Below are 15771 nucleotides of genomic sequence, written 5' to 3'. Positions count from 1 at the left end.
TATTCAGGCGCCCCATCCGGCTTGCTGGCCGCCCACGCGGTCCTCGTTGATCTTCTTCTGGTAACCGCTGGCCTTGAAGGCGGCCAGCGGGTCCGCGGGCAGCCCGCGGGATTCACGCCACTCGGCCAGTACGGGCCGGACGTCGGTGTAGAACGCATCGTTGAAAATGCCATTCGCTTCGAGGACGTCACCGGCACGCTGTGCCTCGGCCAGGGCAGCGGTGTCCACCAGCAGGGCCCGGGCGGTCATTTCCTGGACGTTCAGGACGGAGCGGATCTGGCCCGGGATCTTTTCCTCCAGGTTGTGGCACTGGTCCAGCATCAGGGCAACGCCGGAATCCTTGCCAAAGCCGCCGCCACGAATGACCTCGTGCATGATGCGGAAGAGCTGGAACGGGTCCGCGGCACCCACGATCAGGTCGTCGTCGGCGTAGAAGCGGGAGTTGAAGTCGAAGGAGCCCAGCTTGCCCAGGCGCAGCAACTGCATCACGATGAACTCGATGTTGGTGCCCGGGGCGTGGTGCCCGGTGTCCAGGCAGACAAACGCCTTTTCACCAAGGGCCAGGGTCTGGGCGTAGGAGGTGCCCCAGTCCGGAACATCGGTGTGGTAAAAAGCCGGCTCGAAGAACTTGTACTCGAGCACCAGCCGCTGCTCATCCCCCAGGGCGGCGTAGATCTCCCGCAGGGATTCGGCCAGGCGGTCCTGGCGGCCACGGATATCGTCCTGGCCGGGGTAGTTGGTGCCGTCCGCCAGCCAGATCTTCAGGTCCTTGGAACCGGTGGCGTGCATGATGTCGATGCATTCCAGGTGGTGGTCGATGGCACGCCGGCGCACGGTCTCGTTGGAGGAGGTCAGGGAGCCGAACTTGTACTCGTCATCCTGGAAGGTGTTGGAGTTGATGGTGCCCAGGCCTACGCCCAGGCCGGCCGCGTACTCCTTGAGGGCAGCATAGTCATCCACTTTGTCCCACGGGATATGCAGGGCCACGGTGGGTGCCAGGCCGGTCAACTCGTGGACCTTGGCCGCGTCCGCCAGCTTCTCATGCACGGTCCGCGGCGTGCCGGGTGTGCCGAACACCTTGAACCGCGTGCCTGAATTTCCATAGGCCCACGAAGGGACCTCGATGGCAAGCTCCTCGAGCCTGCCCAGCGCCGTTGCTACGTCATTCATGATGGTTCTTCCCGGTGTTTGAGCGTCTGTCTGATGCGTTGTGGTTAATGCCCCGCTGCTGGAGCCGTCGAGCTACTGGTCATGCCTGCCATTTACGTGGCGGGCTGTTTCGGTCCTGCCGGTCAGCTGGCGGAAGGCTGCGCCGCCAACTGGCCGTCCAGGTTGAAGACTTCCTCGAGGACCTGGAACCCTTCGTCGGGTGCCTGGCCTGAATCTTCAAAGAGGGTTGCCATCTCCGCCTGCCAGCGGGCGTTGACCTCCGTCAGGGCCATGCGGGCACGGACGGCGTCAAAGTCGTCGCACTCCACGTAACCCACCAGGAGCCCGTCCTCACCCAGGAACAATGAATAGTTGTTCCAGCCCGCTTCCTTAAGGGCCCGCAGCATCTCCGGCCACACCGCCGCATGGCGGCGCCGGTACTCGTCGATCAGTGCCGGCTGGACGGAAGAACGGAAGCACACCCTCATTGGGACTCCTCTTCAAACTGCAAAAGTTTTGAATCGTTTCATTGGTACGATTCAAAGTACTCTTGGATTTGAGCAGGTGTCAAGCAATGACAGAAACTTTTGATCTCCCGCGCGGAACGAACGGCCGCCGGGCATATCAGCACGGAGAATCGATGAACCGCACAGCCAGTATCAAGGACGTGGCCAACCACGCAAGCGTGGCCGTGGGGACGGTATCCAACGTCCTGAACTACCCGGACCGGGTGTCCGAGCGGACAAAGGAGCGGGTCCTGCGCGCCATTGATGAACTGGGCTTTATCCGCAACGATGCCGCCCGGCAGCTCCGCGTAGGCCACAGCCGCACCATCGGCCTGATTGTCCTTGACGTGGGCAACCCCTTCTTCACCTCAGTGGTCCGCGCAGCCGAGGACGCCGCGGCACTGCAGGGCAGCGCGGTCCTGCTGGGCGACAGCGGCCATGATGCCAGCCGGGAGGCGAACTACATCGACCTCTTCCAGGAGCAGCGCGTCCAGGGCCTGCTGATCTCGCCGGTGGGGGATATCGCAGACCGGCTGGACCTCCTCCGCGAGCGCGGAGTGCCCACGGTGCTGGTGGACCGGCTGGCTGACGAATCCAAGTTCAGTTCGGTCGCAGTGGACGACGACGCCGGGGGGTACCTCGCTGCACGGCACCTGCTGGACACCGGGCGCCGTCGGCTGGCCTTTGTTGGTGGCCCCACGTCCATCCGGCAGGTGGCGGACCGCCTCCAAGGCGCCCGGCGCGCCGTAAAGGAGGAGCCGGATGCCACCCTTGAAGTGCTGGATGCGGAGGGGCAGACGGTCCTGGCGGGCCGCAGCGTGGGTGACATGCTGGTGGAGCGGGGCCGGGCGGAGCTGCCGGACGGAATCTTCTGCGCCAATGACCTCCTGGCCCTTGGCGTCATGCAGTCACTCACCATGACCCACACGTTCCGCATCCCGGAGGACGTGGCATTGATCGGCTATGACGACATCGACTTTGCCGTCTCGGCCGTGGTGCCGCTGTCCTCCATCCGCCAGCCCACCGAACTGCTGGGCAGGACAGCCATCGAGCTGTTGTCCGAAGAAGTGGAGTCCCAGAACCCCGTGCACCGGTCAGTGGTGTTCACGCCTGAGCTGGTCATCCGGCAGAGCACGGCCACACCTGCCGGCTGACTCAGCTAAGGACTAATTCGTGGCCTGCTGCAGCCACCTCATGGACTCGGTCCGGGAGGTGAAGAAGCGGGTGGGGCAGGGCGGGACATGGACGCCCAGGAAGAAGTTGGCAATGATCCGGTCCACGGGGCTTGCACCAAGCAGGGCGATCCGGTTGGCTGCACACGGGATGGAGAACACCCCGCGGGCCTCCCGGCTGACATTCTCGGTGGTGGCCATGTCAACCAGCATCGGGTAGTTGCCGTCCCCTGCTATCCGGTTCACTGTGGCCATAGCAGCCTGCGCATCTTCAATTTCTATCCGGACCTTGGGTTCCCAAATGAGATGGATAACGCCGTCGGCGCGTAATTCCACGCTGCCTTTGCCGCCGTCAACCGTGACGGGCTCCATACCCGCCTCCCTCCAGTAGGCAATCCTGAACCTCTATCTTGCCCCAGTACGGATGACCCGGGGACACATGGCTCTCCTGCGCCCCAATTACAACTCTGGACCCGCTTGACTCATCAGCATACTTACTATTAGGTTGGTCGACGTGCACGTGGCCTGGATCACGAGTCCAACGCCACGTGTCGCGGCCCCGACAGGGCTGCATCAGGAATGAACTGCATTTGAAATAAACAGTTCCGCCGGGGTTCTCCATGGGGGCGGAGCCTCGGGGGGTTCGTTGCGCCGCAACCCGGCGCTGAAAGGATTTACCGAAAATGCGAACAAAGGTCTCAGCTTCAGTCACCGCCATTGCCCTCTCCGGCGCCATGCTCTTCGGCATGGCAGGCCCGGCGACGGCAGCGGCACCCGCGGCTCCTTCTGCCGCCTCCCAGCCGTCACAGGTTGCCAACGTGACGGGAACAATCAACCAGACCATCGAGGGCGTGGGCACCTTCGTCGGCTCGTTCACGCCCTCGGGCTTCAGCACCGAGAACGGCCAGCTGAAGGTCACCGGGCTGGTTGAAGGAACATTCACCAGCGTCGCCGGCGTGGCCACTCCGGTCAGCCAGACGTTGACCACCACCGCCGCCGCCGCTCCCTCCACCGCCGCCGCGCTGGCTTCCGGCGGCAGCTGCGACATCTTGAACCTGGTCCTCGGGCCGCTGCACCTGGATGTTCTGGGGCTTAAGGTCGACCTGAACCAGGTGGTCCTGGACATCACCTCCCAGACGGGAGCGGGCAACCTGGTGGGCAATCTCCTCTGCGCCGTCACCGGGCTCCTGGACGGCGGCAATGGCCTAAGCGGCCTGGCCAACCTGCTCAACCGCCTCCTGGGACTTTAGCTCCCGGGTATTACAACAGGCGGGCGGTCCTTCGGGGCCGCCCGCCTTCCGTTGCCCCTAAAGCTTCTCCACCACCAGGTTGCGGTAGGCAGCCCGGAGCGGGGCCATCTGGCGGAAGCCTATCCGGCCGCCGCCAAGCACCCTGGCCGAGGGATCCCGCCACTCAAAGAGGAGCAGCCCGTTGATGGAGAACGCCACCTCCGGCCCGTCCTTCACCACTTCCAGCCGATAGAAGCCGGCGGCGTCCGCCGTGAGCGGCAACGGGTCCGCGCCCTGCGCCACCAGCTCGAAGCCCGCGCTCTTGCGCAGGTTGCAGGTGCGGAAGGCGCGCTCGGATTGGTGCTTGTGCCGGAAATACGAGACGTGCAGGGCGTCGATGTCGCCCGAGTGGTACTGCGGATAGTAGCCCGTCCGGGGCGCCAGGGCCGGGCTGAAGAGATCCAGCCCGCGCTGCCCTGTGGCCGCAAAGAACAGCATGGCCAGGCCGGGCTCCGCGAGCGGCAGGAAGTCCCAGCTGATGCGGATGCCGTCCGGGAATTCCTCGGGGCACCAGAATGTCCAGTGCGCGTGGTCGCCGAACTCGGCGTCGTCCAGCGAGCCGGACAGCTCCAGGGTTCCTTGGTGGCTTCCCAGCCTCAGCGGTCCTTCAGCCACCCATCCGGCAACGTCGTCCGGTCCTGCCAGTGCGTTGCTGTAGAGGATGCCCGCCTCCGAGCCTGCTGTCCCCACTTAGCCGCGCACCGCCGTCGTACTTAGCTCTTTGATGGTGGACCCGCCGTACCCCGGTGCGCGAAGTTGCGTGGCCACCTCCCCCGCCACCAAAGCGGCCCCGCGCTGCGAGAAATGCGTACTGTCTGCCAGGCCGTCCGGCCAGTGTGCGTGCTCTCCCGGGGCAAAATGGCAAAAGAGCTCCCGGGATCCGTCCCTGCCCAGCCGGAGGTACAGGTGCCTGGTCCAGGCGTTCAGGTCCACCACCGGGACCGCCAGCTCCAGGCCGAGTTCCCGGACCACCTCCGGATAGTCCTCCAGGCTGCCTTCAAGGACAGCGTCCGACGACGGCCCGTGGTTTGGGTGCCTGCCGTCCACGAAGTGCCGCCGCTCCACCGGGGTGCACAGCACCGGCAGCGCGCCCTCGGCCCGCACCTCCCCCACCATGGTGCGCAGGTTGGCCGCATACCCGGTACGGGCGGCGAGGTGCTGCTTCTTCTGGTCGTTGTGGCCGAACTGGATCAGCAACAGGTCGCCCGGTCCCGCCTCTGCGAGCAGGTCCGCCCACAATCCCTCGTCACGGAAGGATTCCGTACTCGCACCGCCCTTGGCGAAGTTGTGCACCGCAGCCCATCCGTAAGTGAGCGGGGCGAGGTGCGCTCCCCAGCCGCTCATGGGGTACTCCTGAGTGGGGCAGTTGGCCACGGTGGAATCTCCGGCCAGCAGAATTTTCATGGTGTCCTTCCTCTGGTTGGTGGTTGCCCTATCACTTATGGTCCCTAAAACCCGGTTTTAGCAGCCACAAGTGATGGAGCAAGACGGGGGTCAGCCCTTGACCGAACCGATGAGCATGCCCTTGGCGAAGTGCTTCTGCAGGAATGGATAGAAGATCAGGATGGGCAGGGTGGCCACCACGATCACGGCGAACTTGATGCCCTGTTCCGGCGGGATGTAGTTGGGGTCCACGTTGCCGGTGCCAAGGAGGTCCGAGGCGGCGGTGACCTGGCGCAGGTACATCTGCAGGGTCCACTTGGAGTTGTCGCTGAGGTAAAGCAGCGGTGACATGAAGTCGTTCCAGATGCCCACGGCGTAGAACAGCGCAAAGGTGGCCAGGACCGGTTTGGACAGTGGGAGCAGGATCCGCCAGAGGATTCCGATCTCGGTGGCGCCGTCCATCTTGGCTGATTCCTCCAGCTCTTGGGGGAGTTCCTGGAAGAAGTTCTTGATGATGATCAGGCTGAACGGGTTGATGGCCGCTGGCAGGATCAGGGCCCAGTAGGAGTTCAGCAGGCCCAGGTCCTTGACCAGGAGGAAGGTGGGGATCATGCCGCCGGAGAACACCATGGCGAAAACCACCAGGGAGAGGATGACGTTCCTGCCCCGCAGGGTTCTCTTGGCCAGCGGGTAGGCCATGGTCACGGTGAAGGCCAGCTGGACCAGGGTGCCCACCGCCGTGACCAGGATGGTGGTCACCAGGGCGCGGACGAACGCCGGGGTGGCGAAGATGTACTCGTAGGCGCCCAGGGTGAACTGCTCCGGCCAGACGAAGAATGCCCGGCGGGTGATCTCGGCCTCGGTGGCGAAGGAGCCGGCGAAGACGTAGATGAACGGCAGCAGCGTGATGATGCCGATCAGGGACAGGAAGACGTAGTTGACGGCGTCAAAGATCCGGCCGCCGGGGGTGTTGTGGATTTTCATGGCTAGAACAGTCCGCTCTGGTTGAACCGCTTGGCCAGGGCGTTGGTGCCGAAGATCAGCACGATCCCCACCAGGGATTTGAACAGGCCCACGGCGGTGGAGTAGCTGTAGGCGCCCTGGGTGATGCCCACGAAGTAGACGTAGGTGTCGAAGACGTCGGCCACTTCGCGGTTCAGGGCGTTGGTCATCAGGTAGATCTGTTCAAAGCCGGTGTTAAGCATCTGCCCGATGGCAAGGATCAGCATCACAATGATCGTGGAGCGGATGGCAGGAAGGGTAATGTGCCAGACCCGCTGGAACCTGCCGGCGCCGTCAATGATGGCGGCCTCGTACTGGTCCTGGTCCACGGTGGAAAGGGCCGCCAGGAAAATGATGGTGCCCCAGCCGGTGTTCTTCCAGATTTCCTGGAGCACGATCAGGGGCCGGAACCAGGCGGGATCGGACAGGAAGTCGATGTCGGTGCCCATCACGGTGTTCAGGAACAGGAACAGCGGTCCGAAGTCCAGGGCGAAGAGCAGGAAGCTCAGGGACGCCACGATGGTCCAGGACAGGAAGTGCGGGATGTACACCAGGGTCTGGACGGTGCGTTTGAGGATGGACAACCGGACTTCGTTGAGCAGCAGCGCCAGGACGATGGTCAGCGGAAAGGCCACGCCCAGGTTGAGGAAAGCCAGGATGAGGGTGTTGCCCAGCAGCCGGGGAAAGTCCGGGTTGGCGAAAAAATCCTCGAAGTTCCGGAACCCCACCCAGGGGCTGCCGTTTACGCCAAGGAACGGGACGTAGTCCTTGAATGCGATGGACACCCCGTACATGGGGGCATAGCGGAACACCGCGAAGTACACCACGCCAGGCAGCAGCAGCAGGTACAGCCATTTGTAGTGCGCGAAATGGACGGAGAACCTGCCCCCGGTCCGGGGAGTGGGCGCGTTCCTGCGCGCCCGCTCCCCGGCAAGGGTGTCAATGACAGGGGCTGCCATTTACTTGTTGTCCTGCCAGAGCTTGTTGATCTCTTCCTTGACCTTGTTGCCGCCGCTGGTGCCCCACAGCTTGATCGCATCCTTGAGGCCCTGCTCATCGATCTGGCCGGCCAGGTACTTGATCCGGGCATCTGCCACGATGTTGTCCAGCTGCGCTCCCTTGGCCACGTACGTTTCGGAGACGTAGGGTGCGGCCGGGTTGTAGACGGCGCTCTTGAGGTCCTGGGCCATGACTTCGGTGCGCTTGTCGAAGACCTGCTGCTCGTAGTCGGAGGGCTGCTTCACCGGGTAGAACCCGTTTCCGGCGACATTCATGCCCAGCTGCGCGTAGCTCTTGATATCGGTGGTGACGGCCTTGCCCTCCGGGGTTTCAGGCTTGATGGTGGCAGCCTTGCCGTCCTCCACCTTGAAGTTCACGTCCTCAATCCCGTTGTTCAGCAGCACGGCCACGTCCTTGCCATTTATGGTGTTCAGGAATTCCAGGACCTTGTCCAGCTCAGCTTCTGTCCGGACGCTGGCCTTCGGGACGGCCAGGAAGCCGGAGTAGCCGTCCGTGGGGTGGGCGTGCAATTCACCGTCGGGGCCTTCGAGGTTGCCCACGAAGCCCACCTTGTTCTGGAAGTTGTTGGGGTCTGCCTGCTTGAAGAGGTTGATGAGGACGCTGACCCGGGAATCGACGTCGACAATAATGCCGCCCTTGCCGTTGAAGAACGGCTCATTCCATTTGGTGCTGTCAAAGGTGGCGAAGTCGGGGTTAATGAGCTTTTCGTCCACCATCTTCTTGATGAACCGGTCCGCCTCGAGGAATTCGTCCGTTTCGAAGCTGGGGATGAGTTTCCCGTCGCGCTCCGTCCAGCGGTTCCCGGCGCCGTACCATTCCTCGATCATGTCGTAGGGGCTGTTGGTGCCCAGCGCGCCCCACTTGGGGATGGTGATGCCCCAGGTGTCGTTCTGGCCGTTGCCGTCCGGGTCCTGCTCGGTAAAGGCCTTCGCCACCTTGTACAGGTCTTCGGTGGTCTTGGGCGGCTGCAGGCCGAGCTTGTCCAGCCAGTCCTGCCGGAACATGACGGCCGCGCGCATGGGGGCGCGGCCGCGGAACACGCCGTAGACCTTGCCGTTGACGCTGGCATTCTTCTGGATGTCCGGGAACGTGGTCTTGAGGTTGGGGTACTTGTCCAGCTTGTCCGTGAGGTCCCAGAACGCGCCGGCCTGGGCGTTCTTGACGAACCCGGGGGTTTTGCCCTGGATCACCATGACCTGCGGGATGTCAGACCCCGCGAGCGTGATGTTGGTCTTGTCCTCGTAGGAGGCGTTGGGGGTCCAGTTGATCTTGACCTGCTTGCCGGTGAGCTCCTCCAGCTTCTTCTGGACTGCGCCGTCCGCGGCCGGCGGCTGCGCCTCAAGGAACGGGGCCATGATGGACACGGACGTGAGGTCAGCGGCGGGGGTGTCACCGCCGCTGCACGCCGTTAGCGTCAGCGCCGTCGCGGTGACGACGGCGGCGGCCAGGGAAAGTTTCCTACGGATCATTATTTTCCTTTTCCACTTCGTTGGGGTTCTTTGGGGCTGGTCTCGCCCACACTATTGATACGTTTCATTTGATAGCCCGGACAGGGCCGGGGCGGCACCAGGACAAGCACCAGGGTGCCGGGACGGAGGTCAGGCGGTGGAAGCTCCCTGGAAGGCGGAGCGTCCGGCGGATTCCGCCGCCGCGGCCACGGAGTCATCATTTGCGGCGAAAAATCGGTCGCAGAGCCATCCGGTAAGGAACAGCCAGGCCCCGATGCTGAAGAACGGGATCAGGCCAGGGAGGGCGGTGCTGGCATACACCACTGCGGCGGAGACAAAGAGCAGGATGACCGTCCCGGCCAGGTGCCGTACGGCAAACCGGGACGACATCAGCAGGTACTGCGGCAGCGACAGCTCATACCGGGCATACATGGGGAACACGTAGCAGGCAGCACCGGCCAGGAAGATCGCGGCAACGAAAATAGCGGCCGCCATGAATTGAGCGAAGAGCCCACCACTGCGGGAAAAGTAGTTCCAGTTCAGGACAAGTGCCGCCGCGACGGCCAGGACCGGAAGCGAGAGGATGTTCGCCCTGAAGAAGTTCCGGAAATACGCGGAGGCGAAGCCGCGCAGCAGCGGGGCTGCGTCACCACCGGACCGCTTGCGCACCGCGATCTGCGCGGCTGCGGTTGCGGGCCCTGCACCAAACACTCCGAGACCCAGCACGGTAAAAGCGATCCACATCAGGTTCAGGCCCGCCACCCACACGAGCGTGTCAAAAAACGAGTAGGCGCGGGCACTGAAGGTTCCGGACAGCATGGCACGGCTCCCTTCTGTTCTCCATCGTTGCAGAGGCGAAGCGGAAAGCGTTCCGCATCACGCTGGTAATCGGTTTCTCGAAAATGTAGACCCCGCGCAGCGCCAGGGTCAAGCTAAATTTTGAATCGTTACATAGCTGGACGGGACGCGCCCTCATGGCGCACACTGAACGGTGGAAAGCGCTTGCTGGATGTAGGCGCCCACGACGCTGGTGACCGCCGGGCAGAAGGAGAACCATGGGAACGGCAACGGAGGCCGCCGGCAGCGACGCCGGTACAGCCACCAGGGCAGCGGCACGGGTTGCGCTGGTTGGAGTGCACGGCTTTGGCACCCACCACCTGCGGAACCTCGAGCGCCTCCAGGCGGCGGGCGCAACCGAACTTGTTGCCGTGGCCGACCCCCAGCCGCCGGCACCCGGCGCCGTCCCGCCGCCGGCCGCTGTCTTCCCGGGGCTCGATGACCTCCTTGGGGCGACGCGTGACCTGGACCTGATCATTGTGGCCACCCCCATCCAGACCCATGCCCCGCTGGCGCTGGCCGCCCTCGCCACGGACGCGGAGCTGTACCTGGAAAAACCTCCCGTGGCGTCCCTGGCGGACTTCAACCGGCTCTGCGGGGCGGCATCCACGTCCGGCCACAGTGTGCAGATCGGCTTCCAAAGCCTCGGCTCGCATGCGTTGAAGGCCATTGAGGACTTGATTGCCGCCGGAACTATCGGAACGCTGGAAGGCATCACCGCCACCGGCCGCTGGGTCCGGGACAGGGCCTACTACAAGCGCTCCCGCTGGGCCGGGAAACGAAGCATCAATGGCGTTGACGTGGTGGATGGGGTGGCCACCAACCCGCTGGCGCACGCCGTGGCAACCGCACTGCGGATTGCCGGCGCGCGCACCACCGCGGACATTGCGTCCGTGGAGACGGAGCTCTACCGGGCCAACGACATCGAATCGGATGACACTTCGGTGATCCGGATCCGCACCGCGGCAGGGCTGCCCATCACCTGCGCCCTGACCATCTGCGCCTCGGAGTCCGTTGAGCCGTATGTCACCCTCCAGGGCTCGGCCGGTACCGCGGTGTTCCACTACACCCAGGACCGGCTCACCATCGAGACGGCGGCCGGCCGCAGCGAGCAAACCTACGGCCGGGACGACCTGACGGAGAATCTCCTGGCCCACCGCGCCAACGGCACCCCGCTCATCAGCAGCCTCGTGGACAGCGGAGCCTTCATGCTGGTCCTGGAAGCAGTCCGCACAGCACCGCTCCCTGCCCCCATCGATCCCGCGCACGTCAGGTGGGAAGGCGACGGCGATGCAGCCCACGCCGTGGTGGTGGGCATCGAGGACGCCCTGGAACGCGCGGGCCGGCAGCATGCCACGTTCAGCGAACTGGGCCTGCCCTGGGCCGCGTCCGTCCCGGCTGTCTTCGAGCTTCCCGCCTCCTGATGGGACGTCACGAACCAGCGGTTCCCGGGACCACCACTCTTTCCGCGGGTGCGGGTCAACTCCATGCGACCAACCTCCTGACGGACGGGCTTGCACCGTGCCTGACAGCGGCCTCCTCCCCCGGGTTCAGCTGGCAGCTGGGGCAGGACGACGGCGGTGATCGGGCGCTGGCGCGGCAAACCGGCTACGAGCTTGAGGTTCAGGACAGCCAAGGGGCCGTCAGGTGGAGCTCGGGACCGGTGGCGTCCTCTCGCCAGCGCGGCGTTCCCTACGGCGGCCCGGCGCTCGACGACGACTCTGACTACGCCTGGCGCGTCCGCATCCGTGACGCAGCCGGCACTACAGGCGCCTGGTCATCTCCGGAGCCTTTCAGCACGGGTCTTTCGGACGGCTCGTGGCAGTCCGAGTGGATCAGCCGCGCCCCGGGCGGACGCGCCCCGCTGGAAATCCTCGGCCACGCACTCCGCGTAGCCGGTTCCCCCTTCCTGCCTGTTCCCTGCCCCGTTCTGCGCAGCTTCCGGCTCGAAACCCGGCTCCGCCCCGTGATGGGCCGGGCCGGCCTGCTCCTGCGCAGCAGCGGTGCGGGAACCGGGCTGCTGCTGGAGCTGGGCGCGGACGGAGACCTTGTGCTCCGCAGCGCCCCGGAATGGGAGATCCCCTCCCCCGCGGCTCCGGAGACGGCGGTATTGGCGAGTGCCCGGGCCGAGGTCACGGCACCGGGTACCTGGCGGAACCTCGCTGTCAGCGACGACGGGCTGACCATCCGCGTGGAGGTGGACGGAACAGAACTGCTGGCAGTTGACGAACCGGCAGCTGCGCAGGCCGGCGGCAGGCTCGCTCTGCACCAGGGTCCGCGGAGCCAGGCGGAGTATGCGTGGCTCCGCATCACTGGTGCCGCTCCCGGCCGGACCGAAGCTGTCCTGCTCGACCACCGTTTCGATGCGGGCGATGACCACGCCCTCGCGTGCCTGGCGGATTGGCCCCGCACCACAGGACACCGCCAGCCGGATGAGTGGACCCTGTTCCGGACCACAGTCCAGCTCACGGGAGCCGTCCGGCGGGCCCGGCTGTACGTGGCGGCCAACCACCACGCCCAGTTGTCCGTGGCAGGGACGGACTGCCTGAGCACCACCTCGTTCGGCTACCCGGGCGAGGGCTACTACGACGCCGCCGACGTCACCGGCCTGCTCGCAGCACACCCCGCGGGCACGCCCGTGCCAGTGACGGCGCTGCTCCACTGGTACGGTCCGGGCCAGGGCCGCGCTGCAGGCGTCCCAGGCCTCCTGGTCCGGCTCACAGTGGACTACGACGACGGGCGCCGGCATCTTCTTGCCTCGGGTCCGGGCTGGTCCGCGGGTGAGGCGCCGTACCGCCAGTCGGGCTACCGCAACGACGAGGGCGATCCCGTCGAGCACCTGGACGGCTATGCCGCGGCGTCCCTGGACGCTGCCGCTGACCTTCCTGCCGCCATCAGCTCCGGCCACCACCCGTCGTCGGACTTTCCCCGGCTGCACCCCCGCCGGACCTTCCTTGCCGGGGAGTTCATGGCCCCGCAGCAGTTCCTGTCCGCCGACGACGGCACGATGGTTGCGGACTTCGGCCAGGTCATCCCCGCACGGCCCGAGGTTGACTTCCTGGACGGCGTCCCCGGGCGCACCGTGATGCTCCGGGCCGGTTATGTCCTCCGGTCCGATGGCAGGGTTGACGCCGGGAAGACCGCCAGCCAGAACACCGACATGTCCTTCCCCTACACCCAGGCCTCCGGTCCGCAGCAGCACCGGGCCACGGTGCATCTGGGTTTCCGCTACCTCGAGCTTCCAGGCGTTGATGCCGCGGAAGTCTCCCGCGTTGGCGCCGTCACCGTGCACGGCAGCCACCCCGGCGAGGGCAGTTTCAGCAGCTCGGACCCCACGCTGGACGCCGTATTCTGGCTGCTCCGCGACTCGGCGCTGTATGGCGTCCAGGAGCAGTTCGTGGACACGCCCACCAGGGAAAAGGGCCAGTTCCTGGCCGACGCCGCGAACATCTCCTACGCCACCATGGCGCTCTTCGGCGAACACGCCTGCACGGCGCAGGCGCTGCGGGAGTTCGCCTGGTCCGCCCGCCGCTACTGGACCTCCGGCGCGGACAAGGGCCGTTACAACGCCGTGTACCCCAATGGGGACGGTAAACGGGACATCCCGGATTTTTCCCTGATGCTCCCGGAATGGGCGGAGGAGTACCACCTGCGTACGGGCGATCTTGCCCTGGTCCGGGAGCTGCTGCCCCACTTGTGCAACACGGCCGACTACGCCCTGCGGTACGTTTCCGCGGAAGGTCCGACGGCGGGACTGGTCACCAGGCTGGGCGGGGGCTCCGGGCCCTACCTGCACGGCATCGTGGACTGGCCCGCACCCGGCCGGTTCGGCTACGACATGGAGTGCGCTGCCAAAACCACCGTCAACGTCCAGGCCTACTCGGCACTGCTGTCAACGGCCCGGCTCTGCAGCGCGGCAGGTGATGAGGACGCGGCAATCCGGTACGCCGCCGCGGCCCGCATGCTCGCCGATGCCATTCGTACGCGTTTGCGCGTGGACGGAGTCATGGTGGACGGGCTGTACGCAGACGGGACACCGAGCGCCCACGCTTCCCAGCATGCAACGTCTTTCCCGTTGTCCCTGGGCATTACCGGGCCTGCGTACGCTGCCGCTGATGCCGCCCGGATTGCCGGAATGGGAATGCGCCAGGGGCCCATGACGGTCCACCGGCTGGTCCGGGCATTGTTGACCCAGGGGATGACGGACGCGGTGCTTGATCTGCTCACGAACAAGGAGCAGCCGGGGTGGGCGCGGCTCCTGGACCACGGGGCCACCTTTACCTGGGAGGCGTGGGACCTCGCGGACGGCAGCGACTACAGCCAGTCCCATGCCTGGTCCGCTTCCGTGCTCAAGGAGATCCTGGAATACCTGCTCGGCGTCCGCTACAGCGCTCCCGGCGGTGACCAGGTGCTGATCGAACCGCCCCTCTGCCGACTGGAATATGCCCGCGGCAGTGTTCCGGTGGGCAACGGGTATGTGCACGCCAGCTGGCGCCGGAGCGGCGGGCAGGTGGAACTGGAGTGCAGCGTTCCGCCCGGAACCACGGCCACCGTCCGGCTGCCCGCCGGCACTTACGGGGTCAAGGGGCCCGGTGCAGATGCCGCCGTCGTGCTGTCCGTTGCTAATGGCCACGATGAAGCCCACCCGGCCACGCGCGGCTTCCGGGTGCACACCGGAACCTGGTCGTTCACCCCCGCGTAGCGAACCGCTGGCGCCGCCTGTGCCACCACAGCAGCAGGCCCACCACAACCGCGGAGAGCATGCCCAGGCCGCCGGTGACTACCAGGCCGGCGCGGACGCCGAACTGTTCGGTCAGCCAGCCCGCCAGGAGGCCGCCGCACGCATGGCCACCCAGCAGGAGCGGAAGGTACAGGGCCATGACGCGGCCGCGGATGGCTGGCCCCGCCTCAAGCTGGACGGCGGTGGCGGCGCTGGTCAGGAACAACAGCGTCATCATGCCCACCACCACCAGCATGGCGACGAACAGCAGCAGGGTGGGCATGAGGGCGGCCACCAACTGGAACAGCCCGAAGAGACCCGCCGCAGCCACGATGCCCCTGCGGCCCATGTTCCCCAGCCGGGCAGCCAGGAGTGCCCCGGCCAGGGCACCGACGGCGCTCACGGTATTGAACAGGCCAAAGCCCTCCACGCCGTTGTGCCACACCCGCTCGGCGAAGGCGGCAAGGACCACGGGACCGTTCATGCCAAAGGCTCCCAGCAGGCCCGCCAGCAGGATGACGAGGAGCAGCCGCGGCCGTTCCCGGACATACCGGAAACCAGCGAGCACCTGCCCGCGCCCCCGCGCGGCCGGAGTACTGGGGTGCAGCTCATGGTTGCGAATGGCGGCAATCAAGCCCAGCACCACCACGCCGATCAGCGCGTTTGAGGCGAAGGCGGCTGCCGGTCCGGCCTGGGCAATAAGGACCCCGCTTAGTGCAGGTCCGGCCATGGCGCCAAGTTGGGACAGCGCATTGTTCAGTCCGATGGCGGGACGCAGGGCGGCGTCGCCCACCACCTCGTTGACGAAGACCTGCCGGGTGGGCTGGTCCACCGCTGCGGTGATACCCAGGGCAATGCAGCTCGCGTAAACGACCGCCACAGTGATGGTGCCGCTTGCGGCCCACGCCGCCAGCCCCAGGCCGAGCAGCACGATAACGGACTGGCACACCATCATGATCCGGCGCTTAGGGAAGATATCCACCACCAGGCCCGCGAGCGGCCCCACCACCAGCATGGGCAGGAATTGCAGGGCGACGGCGGCCCCCACCGCGGCAGGGCTTCCGGTCAGCTGCAGCACCAGCCAGTCCTGGGCCAGGCGCTGCATCCACACGCCAAGGCTTCCGGCCAACTGCATGGCCAGGAACAGCCGGTAGTTGTGCTGCTTTAGAGGGTGGTACCAGCGGGGCTGGCTGAGGTGCGGAAGGGCCGCCGCCGGTGCGGAACGGGTGCGGCGGGAGGGCACCG

Annotated in this window: 14 protein-coding genes; 4 read left to right on the top strand and 10 right to left on the bottom strand. The window is 65.8% G+C overall.

Going from position 1 to position 15771, the window contains the following annotated elements:
* Positions 1-3: 3 nt before the first annotated feature.
* Together rhaI and QFZ57_RS08735 are read right to left on the bottom strand one after the other, a co-directional pair.
* Positions 4-1170, bottom strand: a complete 1167-nt coding sequence (gene rhaI / locus QFZ57_RS08740; protein WP_306899555.1) for an L-rhamnose isomerase — start codon at positions 1168-1170, stop codon at positions 4-6.
* A gap of 122 nt (positions 1171-1292) precedes the next feature.
* A complete protein-coding gene (locus QFZ57_RS08735) occupies positions 1293-1637 on the bottom strand; it encodes an L-rhamnose mutarotase (RefSeq protein ID WP_306630042.1) in 345 nt (114 codons plus the stop codon).
* Positions 1638-1789: 152 nt separating this feature from the next.
* Here QFZ57_RS08735 and QFZ57_RS08730 point away from each other — a divergent pair, with 152 nt between their 5' ends.
* Positions 1790-2809 carry a LacI family DNA-binding transcriptional regulator gene (locus tag QFZ57_RS08730; protein WP_306899552.1) on the top strand — a complete coding sequence of 340 codons (1020 nt, stop codon included), beginning with the start codon at positions 1790-1792 and terminating at the stop codon, positions 2807-2809.
* 12 nt (positions 2810-2821) lie between these two features.
* Here QFZ57_RS08730 and QFZ57_RS08725 read toward each other — a convergent pair whose 3' ends face one another.
* Positions 2822-3199 carry a DUF7793 family protein gene (locus QFZ57_RS08725; RefSeq protein ID WP_306630040.1) on the bottom strand — a complete coding sequence of 126 codons (378 nt, stop codon included), beginning with the start codon at positions 3197-3199 and terminating at the stop codon, positions 2822-2824.
* Between the two features lie 311 nt (positions 3200-3510).
* Between QFZ57_RS08725 and QFZ57_RS08720 the strand changes: the two genes are divergently transcribed.
* A complete protein-coding gene (locus tag QFZ57_RS08720) occupies positions 3511-4077 on the top strand; it encodes an ABC transporter substrate-binding protein (protein WP_306899549.1) in 567 nt (188 codons plus the stop codon).
* 57 nt (positions 4078-4134) lie between these two features.
* Here the strand turns inward: QFZ57_RS08720 and QFZ57_RS08715 are convergent, their stop codons facing one another.
* The 6 genes from QFZ57_RS08715 to QFZ57_RS08690 form a co-directional block, all read right to left on the bottom strand.
* The gene (locus QFZ57_RS08715; RefSeq protein ID WP_306899547.1) at positions 4135-4806 is read right to left on the bottom strand and encodes a DUF1961 family protein; all 672 of its coding nucleotides are present in this window, start codon (positions 4804-4806) and stop codon (positions 4135-4137) included.
* Positions 4807-5520, bottom strand: a complete 714-nt coding sequence (locus QFZ57_RS08710; protein WP_306899545.1) for a rhamnogalacturonan acetylesterase — start codon at positions 5518-5520, stop codon at positions 4807-4809. It abuts the gene before it with no gap.
* 90 nt (positions 5521-5610) lie between these two features.
* Positions 5611-6483: a carbohydrate ABC transporter permease gene (locus tag QFZ57_RS08705; RefSeq protein WP_306899543.1), complete on the bottom strand. Its 873-nt coding sequence runs from the start codon at positions 6481-6483 to the stop codon at positions 5611-5613.
* Between the two features lie 2 nt (positions 6484-6485).
* Positions 6486-7460, bottom strand: coding sequence for an ABC transporter permease (locus QFZ57_RS08700; RefSeq protein ID WP_306899541.1), 975 nt, complete (start codon positions 7458-7460; stop codon positions 6486-6488).
* A complete protein-coding gene (locus tag QFZ57_RS08695; protein ID WP_306899539.1) occupies positions 7461-8990 on the bottom strand; it encodes an extracellular solute-binding protein in 1530 nt (509 codons plus the stop codon).
* 129 nt (positions 8991-9119) lie between these two features.
* A complete protein-coding gene (locus QFZ57_RS08690) occupies positions 9120-9788 on the bottom strand; it encodes a YesL family protein (RefSeq protein ID WP_306630033.1) in 669 nt (222 codons plus the stop codon).
* 236 nt (positions 9789-10024) lie between these two features.
* Here QFZ57_RS08690 and QFZ57_RS08685 point away from each other — a divergent pair, with 236 nt between their 5' ends.
* Both QFZ57_RS08685 and QFZ57_RS08680 read left to right on the top strand, forming a co-directional pair.
* Positions 10025-11230 (top strand): Gfo/Idh/MocA family protein, encoded by a 1206-nt coding sequence (locus QFZ57_RS08685; protein ID WP_306899537.1) that lies wholly within the window; start codon positions 10025-10027, stop codon positions 11228-11230.
* Positions 11230-14508 (top strand): family 78 glycoside hydrolase catalytic domain, encoded by a 3279-nt coding sequence (locus QFZ57_RS08680; protein ID WP_306899535.1) that lies wholly within the window; start codon positions 11230-11232, stop codon positions 14506-14508. The genes QFZ57_RS08685 and QFZ57_RS08680 overlap by 1 nt, the downstream gene beginning before the upstream one ends.
* On the opposite strand, the gene QFZ57_RS08675 is transcribed toward QFZ57_RS08680, so the two are convergent.
* The gene (locus tag QFZ57_RS08675) at positions 14495-15769 is read right to left on the bottom strand and encodes an MFS transporter (RefSeq protein ID WP_306899533.1); all 1275 of its coding nucleotides are present in this window, start codon (positions 15767-15769) and stop codon (positions 14495-14497) included. The two genes, QFZ57_RS08680 and QFZ57_RS08675, sit on opposite strands and share 14 nt — an antisense overlap.
* Positions 15770-15771: the final 2 nt, after the last annotated feature.

It is taken from the genome of Arthrobacter sp. B1I2 (assembly GCF_030816485.1).
Lineage (GTDB): Bacteria > Actinomycetota > Actinomycetes > Actinomycetales > Micrococcaceae > Arthrobacter.
The sequence above is the reverse complement of the archived record's forward strand: the minus strand, read 5'-3'. Positions and strand labels throughout refer to the sequence as shown.